The sequence below is a fragment of the Gluconacetobacter brunescens genome (assembly GCF_048695475.1).
Lineage (GTDB): Bacteria > Pseudomonadota > Alphaproteobacteria > Acetobacterales > Acetobacteraceae > Gluconacetobacter.
Window position 1 is genome coordinate 98,312 of record NZ_JBLHEN010000003.1, and the last position, 14,510, is coordinate 112,821.

The 14,510-nt window shown below is 63.9% G+C and carries 13 protein-coding genes and 1 pseudogene; 13 read left to right on the forward strand and 1 reads right to left on the reverse strand.

Features of this window, described 5'->3' with window-relative positions; all coding sequences use genetic code 11:
• Positions 1 to 94: 94 nt before the first annotated feature.
• From ACMAUO_RS18590 to ACMAUO_RS18620, 7 genes and pseudogenes are all read left to right on the forward strand, one after another.
• Entirely contained in the window at positions 95 to 2,077 is a 1,983-nt protein-coding gene (locus tag ACMAUO_RS18590; protein ID WP_420358401.1) for a conjugal transfer protein TraG, read from the forward strand.
• 5 nt (positions 2,078 to 2,082) lie between these two features.
• The gene (locus tag ACMAUO_RS18595; RefSeq protein WP_420358402.1) at positions 2,083 to 2,508 is read left to right on the forward strand and encodes a CopG family transcriptional regulator; all 426 of its coding nucleotides are present in this window, start codon (positions 2,083 to 2,085) and stop codon (positions 2,506 to 2,508) included.
• 210 nt (positions 2,509 to 2,718) lie between these two features.
• Positions 2,719 to 3,245: pseudogene (locus tag ACMAUO_RS18600) on the forward strand (IS5 family transposase); the annotation flags it as partial.
• A gap of 219 nt (positions 3,246 to 3,464) precedes the next feature.
• The gene (gene frc, locus ACMAUO_RS18605; RefSeq protein WP_420358403.1) at positions 3,465 to 4,715 is read left to right on the forward strand and encodes a formyl-CoA transferase; all 1,251 of its coding nucleotides are present in this window, start codon (positions 3,465 to 3,467) and stop codon (positions 4,713 to 4,715) included.
• 70 nt (positions 4,716 to 4,785) lie between these two features.
• Positions 4,786 to 6,495 carry an oxalyl-CoA decarboxylase gene (oxc, locus tag ACMAUO_RS18610; protein WP_420358404.1) on the forward strand — a complete coding sequence of 570 codons (1,710 nt, stop codon included), beginning with the start codon at positions 4,786 to 4,788 and terminating at the stop codon, positions 6,493 to 6,495.
• A 14-nt stretch (positions 6,496 to 6,509) separates the two neighbouring features.
• Entirely contained in the window at positions 6,510 to 7,670 is a 1,161-nt protein-coding gene (yfdE, locus tag ACMAUO_RS18615) for a CoA:oxalate CoA-transferase (RefSeq protein ID WP_420358405.1), read from the forward strand.
• Complete coding sequence (locus tag ACMAUO_RS18620) at positions 7,667 to 8,332, forward strand: DUF1275 family protein (protein ID WP_420358406.1); 666 nt, start codon at positions 7,667 to 7,669, stop codon at positions 8,330 to 8,332. The genes yfdE and ACMAUO_RS18620 overlap by 4 nt, the downstream gene beginning before the upstream one ends.
• Before the next feature lie 684 nt (positions 8,333 to 9,016).
• Here ACMAUO_RS18620 and ACMAUO_RS18625 read toward each other — a convergent pair.
• Positions 9,017 to 9,286 carry an HU family DNA-binding protein gene (locus ACMAUO_RS18625; RefSeq protein WP_182959353.1) on the reverse strand — a complete coding sequence of 90 codons (270 nt, stop codon included), beginning with the start codon at positions 9,284 to 9,286 and terminating at the stop codon, positions 9,017 to 9,019.
• Positions 9,287 to 9,500: 214 nt separating this feature from the next.
• Here ACMAUO_RS18625 and trbB point away from each other — a divergent pair, with 214 nt between their 5' ends.
• From trbB to trbK-alt, 6 genes are read left to right on the forward strand one after another with little or no spacing between them, the layout of a single operon-like run.
• Positions 9,501 to 10,469 (forward strand): P-type conjugative transfer ATPase TrbB, encoded by a 969-nt coding sequence (gene trbB / locus ACMAUO_RS18630; RefSeq protein WP_420358407.1) that lies wholly within the window; start codon positions 9,501 to 9,503, stop codon positions 10,467 to 10,469.
• Positions 10,466 to 10,792: a TrbC/VirB2 family type IV secretion system protein gene (locus ACMAUO_RS18635; protein ID WP_182980273.1), complete on the forward strand. Its 327-nt coding sequence runs from the start codon at positions 10,466 to 10,468 to the stop codon at positions 10,790 to 10,792. Before trbB ends, ACMAUO_RS18635 begins: the two co-directional genes overlap by 4 nt.
• Positions 10,792 to 11,058: a VirB3 family type IV secretion system protein gene (locus ACMAUO_RS18640; protein ID WP_420358408.1), complete on the forward strand. Its 267-nt coding sequence runs from the start codon at positions 10,792 to 10,794 to the stop codon at positions 11,056 to 11,058. The genes ACMAUO_RS18635 and ACMAUO_RS18640 overlap by 1 nt, the downstream gene beginning before the upstream one ends.
• 7 nt (positions 11,059 to 11,065) lie before the next feature.
• Entirely contained in the window at positions 11,066 to 13,492 is a 2,427-nt protein-coding gene (trbE, locus tag ACMAUO_RS18645; protein ID WP_420358409.1) for a conjugal transfer protein TrbE, read from the forward strand.
• Positions 13,489 to 14,235: a P-type conjugative transfer protein TrbJ gene (gene trbJ, locus ACMAUO_RS18650; RefSeq protein WP_420358410.1), complete on the forward strand. Its 747-nt coding sequence runs from the start codon at positions 13,489 to 13,491 to the stop codon at positions 14,233 to 14,235. Before trbE ends, trbJ begins: the two co-directional genes overlap by 4 nt.
• On the forward strand, positions 14,235 to 14,507 hold the full coding sequence (gene trbK-alt / locus ACMAUO_RS18655) for a putative entry exclusion protein TrbK-alt (RefSeq protein WP_182980269.1): 273 nt from the start codon (positions 14,235 to 14,237) through the stop codon (positions 14,505 to 14,507). Before trbJ ends, trbK-alt begins: the two co-directional genes overlap by 1 nt.
• Positions 14,508 to 14,510 lie beyond the last annotated feature (3 nt).

Here is a 14,510-nt window from a genome sequence, read left to right on the forward strand (position 1 = left end):
GCGTCCGAATTTTGTCCGGATCTATCCGGGAAGCCCACTGTCTCAACTCGGGGATTGAAGTCAGCGGCGCCGATCCTCTTGATCGGTGGTCGTCATGAACCAGACCAAGATCCTCTGGGGATCGGTGTTTGCCGTCGGCACCGTGATCCTCGCCTTCACCTGGGCCGCAACGCAGTGGACTGCCTGGCGGCTCGGCTTCCAGCCGCAGCTCGGCGCCCCGTGGTTCACGCTGGTCGGCTGGCCGGTCTATTATCCGCCCGAGTTTTTCTGGTGGTGGTTCGCCTACGACGCCTATGCTCCGGACATCTTCACCACCGGCGGTTACATCGCGGGGTCGGGCGGGATCGCTGCTGTCATCGTCGCGATCACCCTGTCCGTCTGGCGTGCCCGCGAGAAGAAACGCGCCACCACCTATGGTTCGGCGCATTGGGCCGACCCGCGCGAGATCCGCCGTGCCGGGCTCTTCGCCCCCGATGGCGTGGTGCTCGGTCGTTCCGCCGATGCCTACCTGCGTCATGACGGGCCAGAGCATGTGTTGTGCTTTGCCCCCACCCGATCGGGCAAGGGCGTGGGTCTGGTAGTGCCGACGCTGCTGACCTGGCCGGGCTCGGCCATCGTCCATGACATCAAAGGCGAGAACTGGACTCTGACCGCCGGCTGGCGTTCCCGCTTCGGGCGCGTGATGCTGTTCGACCCGACCAATCTCGCCAGTGCCGCCTATAATCCGCTGCTGGAGGTCCGGCGCGGCGAGCGCGAAGTTCGCGATGTGCAGAACATCGCCGATGTGCTGGTCGATCCGGAGGGCGCACTGGAGAAGCGGAACCACTGGGAAAAGACCAGCCACGCCCTGCTGGTCGGTACCATTCTCCATGTCCTCTACGCCGAGGAGGACAAGACCCTGGCTGGAGTGGCCAATTTCCTCTCCGATCCCAAGCGCGCGATCGAAACCACCCTGCGCGCGATGATGACCACGCCGCATCTCGGGACGAAGGGTGTGCATCCGGTGGTCGCCAGTTCAGCGCGGGAATTGCTCAACAAGAGCGACAATGAACGCTCGGGCGTGCTCTCCACCGCGATGTCGTTCCTCGGCCTCTATCGCGACCCGGTCGTGGCGCATGTCACGCGGCGCTGCGACTGGCGGATCCGCGATCTCGTGGCCGACAGCCATCCGGCGACGCTGTATCTGGTGGTGCCCCCATCGGATATCAGCCGCACCAAGCCGCTGGTCCGCCTGGTGCTGAACCAGATCGGCCGCCGGCTGACCGAGGAACTGGAGGCGAAGCGCCGCCATCGCCTGCTATTGATGCTCGATGAATTCCCGGCGCTGGGGCGACTGGACTTCTTCGAGAGCGCGCTGGCCTTCATGGCCGGCTATGGGATCAAGAGCTTCCTGATCGGCCAGAGCCTGAACCAGATCGAGAAAGCCTATGGCCAGAACAATTCGATCCTCGACAACTGCCATGTCCGGGTTAGCTTCGCGACCAACGATGAACGGACCGCCAAACGGGTTTCCGACGCGCTCGGCACCGCGACCGAGATCCGCGACGCCAAGAACTATGCCGGGCATCGGCTGTCCCCGTGGCTCGGGCATCTGATGGTGACACGACATGAAACCGCACGGCCGCTGTTGACGCCCGGCGAGATCATGCAGCTTCCTCCCGACGAGGAACTGGTGCTGGTGTCCGGTAGGCCGCCGATCCGGGCGCGCAAGGCGCGGTATTTCGAGGATGCCGAACTGACCGCGCGCATCCTCCCGCCGCCCCGCTTTGAGCCGCCTCTGGCCCCAGAGGGAACGCCGCCCATGGGACCGCAGCCGCCGGGGGACTGGGCCGATGTGGTCCAGCCGCCGGCAACGGACAATGGAGACGACGACCCCGCCAATGGCGGTATCCGCCGTGAGCCGGAGTTGCCAGAACAGGAAGAGGTGGTGCAGGCGCCGAGAAAGCCGGTGCATGAATTCGACCCGCCCGAGGATGAGCCCGAGGACGGTGCCACACGGGCACAGACCCTGCGACGCGGTGAGCGGGCTCTCGCGCGGCGGGTGTCGCTCGATCCTGATGACCGGATGGGGCTGTGACTGCCATGCGGCTCAAACACACGATCCGGCTGCCGGCTGATCTCAGTGTCAGGCTCGCTGATTACGCCGCCCGCAAGAAGGTGCCGCAGGCGCTGATCGTGGAGACGGCACTGGCATCGTTTCTATCTCCGGACGGCCCGGAACGGCTGGAAGCCGCGCTCGCCCGGCGGTTGGACCGGATGACGCGGCAGTTGGAGCGCATGGAGCGACGGGTGACGATCGCCAATGAATCGCTGGCCGTGTTCGTGCGGTACTGGTTGACCAGCACGCCGCCGTTGCCGGATGCGTCCCTTGCTGCGGCGCAGAGTAAGGGGCGGGAGCGGTATGACGGGTTCATCGAGGCAGTCGGGCGCAGGCTCGCCAGAGGGAAAACGCTGGACGATGAGGTGAGGCTGGACGTGGAGCCTATTGCGGAACGGCATGATACCTGACTCGGCAGACCATCTCTCAAATTTTGGTCTGGATTGCGGAGTAACAGGTCTGTCCGGTATCAAGCGACGTAGTCAGAAAAGCGGCCATGCATTCGGTCAAGATCATCAACGTTTGATATCGTTTTCATAGCCGACCGCCTGCTGCTGCGAGGGGACATATAGAAGGGGCACGATCGCCGCCGTGTGCTGCGGTCCTGCCTGATCATCGTGGTTTTCCATGCCTTGGCCGACACGCCGGAGGTCGAATATGTCCTGATCGACAGCACCATCTCGAAGGTTCATGCCGATGCGACGGGCGCAAAAGTGGGACCAAAGTTGCCGCCATCGGTCGTTCGCGCGGCGGGCTGACAACCAAGCTGCACGCTGTCGTCGATGCGATTGGCCTCCCGCTACGGATCTATCCGACGCCGGGACGGTACGGCGACCGACCCCAGGCCGAGGCTCTCCTGTCCGGGTTGCAGAGCGTCGGCCATGTCATCGCCGATGCCGCTTACGACGCAGACCCGCTATGCGCCTTCATAGTTGATGACCTCGGGGCAACCGCTCAGATCAAGGCCAATCCCAGCCGCGCCACCATGCCTCCGATCAACTGAAGCCTTTATAAGGAACGCCATCAGATTGAATGCTTCTTCAATAAAATCAAACGCTTCCGCAGAATCGCCTCGCGATGCGAGAAAACGCTCCCCGCCTTCATGGGCTTCGTCCATCTCGTATGCGCTATGATCTGGCTACGGTGAATGCAGACAGCGCCTAGCCCGTCGCGCCAATTTGCGCATCGCTCAATCGCCCTTCAGTGAAGTCGGACCAAATCAGAGGCCGCCGAACAAATTCACGCTTTGTCGCCCAATTTATGAATGTCAGAATTTATTAATTAAGATTCACAACTGATTTACGTCAACTATGCCGTGGCGAATATGGGGCTAAGCTTCTGTGCTATTGTATCACAGGAGGTTACAATGACACTTCCACTCGAAGGCATAAAAGTCGTTGATTTTACCGGTGTTCAGGCAGGCCCGGCATGCACGCAGATGCTTGCCTGGCTCGGCGCCGATGTCCTGAAGATCGAATTGCCCGGCAAGGGCGACGTGACCCGCAGCCAGCTCAGGGATATTCCCGGCAAGGACGGGCTCTATTTCACAATGCTCAATTCGAACAAGAAATCGCTCGAGCTGAACACCAAGACGCCCGAAGGCAAGGAGATCCTGACCAAGCTGCTGAAGGAGGCGGATATCTTCGTCGAGAATTTCGCCCCGGGTGCCCTGGAGCGAATGGGGTTCGACTGGGAGCATCTCCACGCCATCAACCCGCGCCTGATCTACGGCACGATCAAGGGATTCCCGGAAGACTCGCCCTATAGCGATCTGAAAACCTACGAGGATATCGCCCAATGCGCGGGCGGCGCGGCATCGACGACGGGCCTGATCGAAGGCACTCCATTGATGTCGGCGGCGGCACTGGGAGATTCGAACACCGGCATGCACCTGCTGATCGGGGTCCTGGCGGCCCTGCTGCACCGTGAAAAGACCGGTGAAGGCCAGAAAGTCTACATGTCGATGCAGGATGCGGTGCTGAACCTGGTCCGCGTCAAGATCCGCGATCAGCAACGGCTGGAACGGAACGGCGAACTGACCGAATATCCGCAATACCCCCACAAGCCCTTTGGCGACACCGTTCCGCGTGGCGAGAATGCATCCGGATCGGGTGTGCCGGGCTGGATGATGAAGTGCAAGAACTGGAAGACCGATCCCAACGACTACGTCTATGTGATTTTCCAGCCCGGCGGCTGGAAAAATGTCTGCACCGTGATCGGCAAGCCCGAATGGATTACCGACCCCAAATTCGCCACGCCGGATGCACGCATTCCCCATCTGTTCGACGTCTATAACGCCGTCGAAGCCTGGACGCTCAGCAAGGACAAGCATGAGGTCGTCGAAATCATGCGCAAGCTGGAAATCCCCTGCGGCCCCGTGCTGACGACCAAGGAAATCCTGCACGACGAATCCCTGCGGGCGAACGGCTCGATCGTGCCGGTCGAGCACAAGGAACGCGGGACCTATTATACCGTCGGCTGCCCCCCGAAATTCTCGGCCTTCACACCCAAGATCACGGCTTCGCCCCTGCTTGGCGAACATAATGCCGAAATCCTGACCGGCCTTGGCTACAGCGCCGAGAGCATCGCCGCACTGAAGGAAAAAGGCGTCATCTGAACACACCGTCCGAATCGCCCCGCCCGACCGTCACCGCGGCCGGGCGTGCCCCTGAAAGGATCAGAAAAAGATGACTGACACTGTTTCCGAAAATGCGCTGACCGATGGTTTCAACCTTGTCGTCGACGCCCTGAAACTCAACAAGATTACCGAAATCTATGGTGTTGCCGGTATCCCTGTGACCGACCTGATGCGTCTCGCACAGGAAAAGGGGATTCACTATTTCGGCTTCCGGCATGAGACATCGGCTGGATATGCCGCAGGGATATCAGGCTACCTCCGGCAATGGCCCGGGGTCTGCATGACCGTTTCGGCACCGGGATTTCTGAACGGCATGGTGGCGCTTGCCAATGCGACGACCAACGGCTTTCCGATGATCCTGATTTCAGGGTCATCCAATCGCGCCATCGTCGATCTCCAGCAAGGCGATTACGAAGAACTCGACCAGATGAACGCGGCCAAGCCCTATGCCAAGGCGGCCTATCGCGTCGAGCGGGTGGACGATATCGGGGTTGGTATCGCCAGAGCGATCCGCGCGGCACTGTCGGGGCGTCCGGGAGGCGTCTATCTGGATCTGCCGGCTGCCGTGCTGCCTGCGACGATGGCGGCCGATGCGGGAGCGGCCTCGCTGATCGAGGTCATCGATCCCGCCCCGGCCCGGATTCCCGCCGATAGCGCGATCACCCGCGCGCTGGACCTGCTGGCGCAGGCCAAACGCCCGCTGGTCATCTTCGGCAAGGGCGCGGCCTATGCCCGCATCGAAGACGACGCACGCCGGTTCCTCGAGGCGACCGGCATTCCCTTCCTGCCGATGTCGATGGCCAAGGGTCTGCTGCCCGACGACCATCCGCAATCAGCCGCGGCCGCCCGCTCGAAGGTCCTGGCCGAAGCCGATGTCGTGCTTCTTGCCGGCGCACGGCTTAACTGGCTCCTGGGCCATGGCCGGCCGCCACAATGGGCAGCGGATGGAAAATTCATCCAGATCGATATCGAACCGACCGAAATCGACAGCAACCGAAAGATCGACGCACCGATCGTGGGCGACCTCGCCTCGTCGATGAGCCTGCTGCTCAAGGGCCTCGACAAGCAGCCGGTCAAGGCGCCGCAGGACTGGATCGCGGGGATCGACGCGCACAAGGCGGCCAATGCCGCGAAGATGGCCGACCGGCTTGCCGCAAGACCTGTCCCACTTAACTTCTTTGCCGCGCTCGGCGCCGTCAATCGTGTGGTCAAGGATCATCCCGAGGCCTATCTGGTCTCCGAAGGGGCCAATACGCTCGATGTCGGGCGCAACCTGATCGACATGGCGCAGCCCCGCCACCGGCTGGATGTCGGCACCTGGGGCGTCATGGGAATCGGCATGGGCTATTCCATTGCCGCCGCCGTGACGCAGAAGGCGCCCGTCATCGCCGTCGAGGGCGACAGCGCCTTCGGCTTCTCCGGCATGGAGGTCGAGACCATCTGCCGCTACAAGTTGCCCGTCACCGTGGTGGTGATGAATAATGGCGGCATCTATCGGGGCGACGACGTCAACCGCTCGGGCGACGGCACGCCCGGTGTCACCACGCTGTCCGCAAGCGCGCGCTACGACATGATCATCGAGGCCTTCGGCGGCAAGGGCTACAACGTCACCACAGCCGAGGAACTGGAAGCCGCGCTGCGCGAATCCGTGGCCTCGGGTCGGCCGGGACTGATCAATGTCGCGATCGACATCCATGTCGGGACCGAGAGCGGCCATCTGAAGAAGCTGAACCCTACCGCCGCGAAACGGGCGGCATGAGAGGAGGCACGTAGATGGCAACCTCAGACCATGGCCTGCCCGACCGCCCCCGGGGGCCGCTTTCAGGCATTACGGTGGTCGACCTGACGCATGTGATCAACGGCCCCTTCGGCACGGCGATCCTGGCCGACATGGGCGCCCGCGTCATCAAGGTCGAACCGCCGCAGGGTGACGATACAAGGCGCAATGGCCCCTATGTCGGCGACAAGTCGCTGTATTTCGCCTGCGTCAATCGCGGCAAGGAAAGCATCGCGCTGAACCTGAAGGACGGGGCCGACCGGGCGATCTTCGCCAGCATGGTCCGCCAGGCCGATGTGGTGGTGGAAAACTTCCGTCCCGGCGTCATGGAGCGCCTGGGCTTCTCGTTCGCCGAACTGCAGACGCTCAATCCCCGCATCATCTATGCGGCTTCTTCCGGTTTCGGCCATTCGGGGCCGATGAGCCTCAATCCCGCCTATGACACGATCATCCAGGGCATGAGCGGGCTGATGGAGGCAACGGGCTTCCCGGATGGGCCGGCGACCCGTGTCGGAACCTCGATTTCCGATATCGCGGCGGGGCTGTACCTCTATGCCGGGATCGTCACCGCCCTGTATGACCGCGAGCGCACCGGCAAGGGCACGCAGGTCGACATCGCCATGTTCGATGCGACGCTGGCCTTCCTGGAGCATCCCTTCATGGCCTGGGCGGCAACCGGAAAAGCCCCCGCACGGATCGGCAACCGCCACCCTTCGATGACCCCGTTCGACACGTTCGCGGCGCAGGATCGTCCCTTCGTGCTGTGCTGCGGCAACGATCACCTGTTCACCATTCTATGCAACACGATCGACCGGCCCGACCTGCTCCAGGACCCGCGCTTTGTCACCAATGTCCTGCGCACCGATCATAATGCCGAGTTGAAGGTCGCGCTCGAGGCCGTCTTCACGACCCGCAAGGCCGACGACTGGATTGCCACGCTTCATGCCGCGGGGCTGCCGGTCGGTCCCCTGCTGGACGTGGCGGAGGCGGCCGCCCTGCCGCAAACCGCCGCGCGCAAGATGGTCGTGACGGCGGGCGGTCTGAAGATGCCCGGAAATCCGATCAAGCTCTCGGCCTACGCCGACAGCGACACGCGTCCGGCGGCTCCCGACCTCGACCAGCATGGGGCGGCGCTTCGCCGGGAATTCGCATCGTGACCGTGGCCGGGAACGTGACCGTTCCCGCCCTCGCACGCGAACTTGCACCTCTGGTCGGCATTACCCTGGCCTGCGGGATCACCGAAGTGGTCTGTTATCATGATGCGGCCCATATCTATGCCGCCATCATGACGGGAAACACCGTCCAGCTTGGCTGGGCAATCGCGGATGGCGATCTGTCCAGGGCGCTGCCTATCACCATCGCGCTTGGCTCCTTCTTCGTCGGCTGCGTCATCGCCAGCATATTTCGTGTCCAGTTGAAACCGCCGCGGCGGGTCTACTGGTCGATGGCCCTGCTGCTTGCCGCCGCCGCGTTGGTTCGTTCCAACGCGGCGCTGCGTCTGCCGGTCGAACTGCCGCTGCTTGCGTTCGCCCTGGCCTTGCAGGGAGAGGGGCTTTCGCAATTTGCCGGCGTCAACCTGCAAACCGTCGTCGTGACGAACAACCTCGTCAAATTCGCGAAAACCATGACAGCGCGCTATATCAATCCGTCCAGTGATGTCTCAAAGGTTCCCTCGCGTGAAGAGGTTGTTGTACCCGGAGTGTGTTGGATTACGTTCTGCGTCGGCGCGGGACTCGGCGGCTGGCTTACCCTCCATATTGTAAATCCACTTATTGTGCCAATCGGATTGCTGTTTTGTCTCGGAATCAGAGCAGACTGATCGTACTCGCCGGTTGGGAGAACGGGACCTGCTGCAACTCGGACACGCATTTGGGTGACAAGTGTTTGCCCTTGATGCCTCGAATACAATCCATCTGAGCAGGACCGTACACGCGGACAAAGCCATCCTTTTTCCGAGCAAATTTTGGCCCCGCGAATGCCGCCCGCATGCTCATCCGAACACCAATCTGCTCTTATTACGGTGAGCCTATTGGAATTCGAGCCCCTCATGTCACATCGACACCGCCATACCAAAGTATGATAGATACGATCTCGTGCCTGAATTATATGACCTCGTAGGATAAGTCTGCCGAATCCCATTTCTGGGTAAATAGAAGATAATTGCCTGGATCAGAAATATAATCTGCGCAATACTTCTTGCAATACAGTGCGGATGTGCCACGGACAACGGCGACAATGCTTTTTCGGCGTCGCCACCTGAAGTAGGCGATTTCTCTATCGCGCCCGATGATATCATCTAAGGCCTCAAAAATCGAGTGCAACTCCCGGAGCAGAGAGGCTGCGTATTCGTCGGTAGTTAGCGCATACTCGGGAAACTACTCATGTCCGCTAAGCAGAAAGCCATCAGGGAAATCATATGCCCGGCATGAGGGCGGCAACTGCCAATCTCCTATCTTCTATTCCCGAACATTGCCGTCTGGGGGGCACTGGACGACAAGTCCAATCAGACCGCCTTCTTCAGGACGGGACTGGCCTTGAACCGCACAGTCTTGCCGGCCTTGACCTTCACGGGTTCGCCGGTGCGCGGATTGAGCGCCTTGCGGGCCTTGGTCTTGTGGACGGTGAACGTCCCGAAGGACGGCAGCGTGAACCCGCCCTCCTGCTTCAGTTCGGCGACAATGGCCCCGACCAAGTCATCGGCCGCCTTGGTAGCGGCAACGCCGGTGCAGTCGAGGGAATCCTGAAGAACGGCAGCAATGAAGGCTTTGCTCATGCGGGCGCAAGTCCGTGTGGTGGTCGATTCCGTGAACGGTAGCAGCGCCCTTTCGCCCCGTCACCGTTGAAACGGCGACACACCCCTATGCAAGTTCTTCTATCCCAGCGCCCTACGGCTCCGAGAGACTTGTTGCGCTTCCGTGTCTATGCCTCTTTCTAATCAACCCCGCTGATCCATCGCCTCCCTCTGGAGGCCAATCGCGGGGTTCCCGGTGTCTGTCGCTCCCTTCCGCTCCGAAGCCGTCGCCCGAGGCACGCGCATGCTGCGCACCGCCCTCGGCCCGGCGATTGCCGGGCATCTCGACGATCCGTCGATCGTCGAGGTGATGCTCAATCCCGACGGTAGGCTGTGGATCGACCGGCTGACCGGCGGGATGGAGGACACCGGCACCCGGATCGCGCCGGCCGATGCCGAGCGGATCGTCCGCCTGGTCGCCCACCATGTCGGGGTCGAGGTCCATCCGGGCAGCCCGCGCGTCTCTGCCGAACTGCCGGGAAGCGGGGAGCGGTTCGAGGGGCTGGTGCCCCCGGTGGTGGCAGCACCCTGCTTTGCCATCCGGCGTCCCGCCGTCGCGGTGTTCTCGCTCGACGATTATGTGGCCGCCGGGATCATGACCGCCGAGCAGGCCGCGTTTCTGCGCCGCGCCGTCGCCGACCGGCAGAACATCCTGGTCGCCGGGGGCACCTCCACCGGCAAGACCACCATGGTCAACGCCCTGCTGGCCGAGATCGCGCAGACCGGGGACCGGGTGGTGCTGATCGAGGATACCCGCGAACTGCAATGCGCGGCGCCCAATCTGGTCGCTCTGCGCACCAGGGACGGCGCGGCCTCGCTCTCCGATCTGGTGCGCTCCTCTCTGCGCCTGCGTCCCGACCGGATTCCGATCGGCGAGGTGCGCGGCGCCGAGGCGCTGGACCTGCTCAAGGCCTGGGGTACCGGCCATCCCGGCGGCGTCGGCACGCTACATGCGGGCTCGGCGATCGGTGCCCTGCGCCGGCTGGAGCAGCTGATCCAGGAAGCCGTCGTCACCGTGCCGCGCACCCTGATCGCCGAGACCATCGACGTGATCGCGATCTTGTCCGGGCGCGGAAACGCGCGCCGGCTGGCCGAACTCGCCACTGTCCGGGGCCTGACCCTGGACGGGGACTACATCCTCACCCCCGCCGGAGACCCGTCATGACAAGCATGATCGCCCTGCGCCGCCGCCTCGCCGTGGCCGGCGCCACCCTGTCGCTCGCCCTGCTGTCGGCCCCGGCCTATGCCTCGGGCTCCAGCATGCCGTGGGAAACCCCGCTCAACGAGATCCTGGAATCCGTGCAGGGGCCGGTGGCCAAGATCATCTCGGTGATCATCATCACCGTGACCGGCCTGACGCTGGCCTTCGGCGAAACCTCGGGCGGGTTCCGCCGCCTGATCCAGATCGTCTTCGGCCTCTCGATCGCCTTCGCCGCGTCCAGCTTCTTCCTGTCCTTCTTCTCCTTCTCGGGCGGGGCGCTGATCTGATGGAGCCGGACGCCATCTCCGGCTTCGCTGCCCCGGTGCATCGCGCCCTGATCGAGCCGATCCTGCTCGGCGGCGCGCCGCGCACGGTGGCAATCGTCAACGGCACGTTGGCCGCAGCAATCGGGCTTGGCCTGCGACTGTGGATTGCGGGCGGCATTTTCTGGCTGGTCGGCCATGTCGCCGCCGTCTGGGCGGCCAAGCGCGATCCCGCCTTCGTCGACGTGGTGCGCCGGCATCTGCGCTATCCCACCCATCTGGTCGGGTGAGGGCACCATGCTGCACCTCGCCGAATACCGCCATCGCCGCGACCGGCTGGCCGATTTCCTGCCCTGGGCGGCGCTGGTCGCCAGAGGCGTGGTGCTGAACAAGGACGGTGCCTTCCAGCGCACTGCCCGGTTCCGTGGTCCCGACCTGGATTCCTCGACCGCGTCCGAGTTGGTCGCCATCACGTCCCGCCTGAACAATGCCCTGCGGCGGCTTGGCTCCGGCTGGGCCATTTTCGTCGAGGCACAGCGCCGCCAGGCGCGGGGCTATCCTTCCAGCCCGTTCCCAGATCCAGCCTCCGAATTGGTCGATGCCGAACGCCGGGCACAGTTCGAGGAAGAGGGGGCGCATTACGAGAGCCGCTATTTTTTGACCCTGGTCTGGTTGCCGCCGGCTGACGATGCCGCCCGCGCGGAAGCGTGGCTCTACGAGAACCGCGCCCGTGGCGGCTCCGACTGGCGGGCGGTGGTCGCGGGTTTCATCGACCAGACCGATCGGGTGCTGGCCCTGCTCGACGGCTTCATGCCGGAAGCAGACTGGCTCGATGACGGCGAAACCCTGACCTATCTGCATTCCTGCATCTCCACGCGCATGCAGCGGGTGCGGGTGCCCGAGATTCCGATGCACCTCGACGCGATTCTGGTCGACGAGGAACTGACCGGCGGGCTGGAGCCGCGCCTGGGTGATGCCCACCTGCGCACGCTCACCGTCACTGGCTTCCCGACCCAGACCTGGCCCGGCCTGCTGGACGAGCTGAACCGGCTGGCCTTTCCCTATCGCTGGTCGACGCGGGCGATCTGTCTCGACCGCACCGATGCGACCAGGGTGCTGGGCCGGATCCGGCGGCAATGGTTCGCCAAGCGCAAATCGATCATGGCCATCCTCAAGGAGGTGATGACCAACGAGGCGTCGGTGCTGCTGGATTCCGACGCCGCCAACAAGGCGGCCGACGCCGATGCCGCCCTGCAGGAACTCGGCACCGATCAGGTCGGTCAGGCCTATGTCACTGCCACCGTGACGGTGTGGGACGAGGATCCGACCGTCGCCGCCGATCGGCTGCGGCTGGTGGAGAAGACCATCCAGGGCCGCGACTTCACCTGCATGCGTGAGACGGTGAACGCCATCGAGGCCTGGTTCGGCAGCTTGCCGGGCCATGTCTACGCCAATGTCCGCCAGCCCTGCGTTTCGACCCTGAACCTCGCGCATATGATCCCGCTCTCCGCGGTGTGGGCGGGGCCGGAGCGGGACGGGCATTTCGCGGCGCCACCGCTGTTCTATGCCCGCACCGAGGGCTCGACCCCGTTCCGCTTCGCACTCCACGTCGGCGATGTCGGTCACACGCTGATCGCCGGGCCGACGGGTGCCGGCAAATCCGTGCTGCTTGCCTTCATGGCGATGCAGTTCCGCCGCTATGCCGGCGCCCGGATCTTCGCCTTCGATTTCGGCGGCTCGATCCGTGCGGCCACCCTGGCGATGGGTGGCGACTGGCACGACCTCGGTGGCGCGCTGACGCAGGACGTGAACGAACCGGTCGCGCTGCAGCCGCTGGCGCGGATCGACGAGCCGGGCAAACGGGCCTGGGCGGCAGAATGGGTCGCGACCCTGCTGGAACGCGAGGGCGTCACGGTTACGCCTGACCTCAAGGAGCATCTGTGGTCGGCGCTGACCTCGCTGGCTTCGGCACCCGCAGGAGAACGCACCCTTACCGGCCTGTCCGCGCTGCTCCAGTCGCTGGCGCTGAAGCAGGCGTTGCAGCCTTACTGCGTAGGTGGCCCGTGGGGGCAATTGCTTGACGCCGAACATGAGCGTCTTGGTGTCGCCGATATCCAGGCCTTCGAGATCGAGGGGCTGATCGGCTCGGGCGCCGCGTCCGGCGTGCTGTCCTATCTGTTCCATCGCATCGAGGACCGCTTTGACGGCAGCCCGACGCTGTTGATCATCGACGAGGGCTGGCTGGCGTTGGACGATCGCGCCTTCGCCGGACAACTCCGGGAATGGCTGAAGACGCTGCGCAAGAAGAACGCCTCCGTCATCTTCGCCACCCAATCTCTGGCCGATATCGACGCCAGCCCGATCGCCCCCGCGCTGATCGAAAGCTGCCCGACCCGGATCTTCCTGCCCAACGACCGGGCACTGGAGCCGCAGATCACCGCGATCTATCGCCGGTTTGGGTTGAACGACCGGCAGATCGAGATCCTCAGCCGGGCGACGCCCAAGCGCGACTATTACTGCCAGTCCCGGCGCGGCAACCGGCTGTTCGATCTCGGCCTGTCCGAGGTGGCGCTGGCCTTCACCGCTGCGTCTTCCCCCGACGATCAGGCCGTGATCGACCGGATCTTCGCCCGGCATGGGCGTGACGGGTTCGCGGCGGCCTGGCTGGCGCACAGGGGCGTGGACTGGGCGATCGAAATGCTCAGGCCGGGAGAGGGATCATGAAAAATGGGCTGACAATGAAATCGGCTTTCCTATTTGGCGCTGTCCTGGTGCTGCCGTTTTCTGTGACCGCACCGGCCCAGGCGCAATGGGCGGTCTATGACGGCGCCGCCCATGTCCAGACGGTGCTGATCGCGGCGCGGGAATTGCAGCAGGTCAACCAGGAGGCGCAAAGCCTCACCAATGAGGCGATCATGCTGGAGAACCAGGCCCGCAACCTCGCCAATCTCCCGCTCTCGGTGCTGGCGCCGCTGGAGCAGTCGATCGAAGCGACCGAGCAGATCGTCGGGCAGGCGCAGGGCTTGGCCTATAACCTGACCAGCATCGATCAGGCCTTTACCCAGACTTACCCGCAGGCGCTGGCGAGCCCGAGTTCGGCGGCGCAGATGACGGCCGACGCCCAGACGCGATGGCAGAACGCGCGGGGCGCCTATCAGGACGCGCTGCGCGTACAGACCGGCGCGGTGCAGAATCTCGACGCCACGCGCAGCCAGATCGACAGTCTGGTCACCTCGAGCCAGGCGGCGAGCGGCGCCTTGCAGGCCGCGCAATCGGGCAACCAGCTTACGGCGCTGCAGACCCGCCAGCTTGCCGACCTCACCGCGGTCGTGACGGCGATGGGTCGCGCCCAGGCGCTGGAAGGCGCCCGTCAGGTCGAGGGCGAGGAGCAGGGCAGGGCTCAACTGGCGAATTTCCTGAATTACGGGGCCGGTTACACCCCCGGCACCGCGCAGATGTTCCACTGATGCACTGGCCGCGCCTTTCCCCGCCGATCGTCTTCCGGCTCGTTGCCGTCGGGCTGGTCGTTCTGATCCTGGTTGCCGCGAGCCTGCATCTCCGGCACGTCCCTCGTGACGTGGGGGTGCCGGATCTAGGACCGCCGGGCTCTCGTGACCGGTTGGCCGCTGGTCTCGCACGCTGCCAGGCCCTCGGCATAAAGGCCGACGGCGATCCGGCTTGTGCCGCGATCTGGGCCGAGAACCGCAAGCGCTTCTTCGCGCCTGACGCGGCACGGTGACGC

Bases quoted from the DNA above. Each gene is read 5' to 3' on its own strand.
- yfdE (WP_420358405.1), top strand. From the start codon at position 6,510: ATGGCAACCTCAGACCATGGCCTGCCCGACCGCCCCCGGGGGCCGCTT.
- trbJ (WP_420358410.1), top strand. From the start codon at position 13,489: ATGAAAAATGGGCTGACAATGAAATCGGCTTTCCTATTTGGCGCTGTC.
- ACMAUO_RS18635 (WP_182980273.1), top strand. From the start codon at position 10,466: ATGACAAGCATGATCGCCCTGCGCCGCCGCCTCGCCGTGGCCGGCGCC.
- ACMAUO_RS18595 (WP_420358402.1), top strand. From the start codon at position 2,083: ATGCGGCTCAAACACACGATCCGGCTGCCGGCTGATCTCAGTGTCAGG.
- ACMAUO_RS18625 (WP_182959353.1), bottom strand. From the start codon at position 9,286: ATGAGCAAAGCCTTCATTGCTGCCGTTCTTCAGGATTCCCTCGACTGC.
- frc (WP_420358403.1), top strand. From the start codon at position 3,465: ATGACACTTCCACTCGAAGGCATAAAAGTCGTTGATTTTACCGGTGTT.
- ACMAUO_RS18640 (WP_420358408.1), top strand. From the start codon at position 10,792: ATGGAGCCGGACGCCATCTCCGGCTTCGCTGCCCCGGTGCATCGCGCC.
- ACMAUO_RS18590 (WP_420358401.1), top strand. From the start codon at position 95: ATGAACCAGACCAAGATCCTCTGGGGATCGGTGTTTGCCGTCGGCACC.
- oxc (WP_420358404.1), top strand. From the start codon at position 4,786: ATGACTGACACTGTTTCCGAAAATGCGCTGACCGATGGTTTCAACCTT.
- trbK-alt (WP_182980269.1), top strand. From the start codon at position 14,235: ATGCACTGGCCGCGCCTTTCCCCGCCGATCGTCTTCCGGCTCGTTGCC.
- trbE (WP_420358409.1), top strand. From the start codon at position 11,066: ATGCTGCACCTCGCCGAATACCGCCATCGCCGCGACCGGCTGGCCGAT.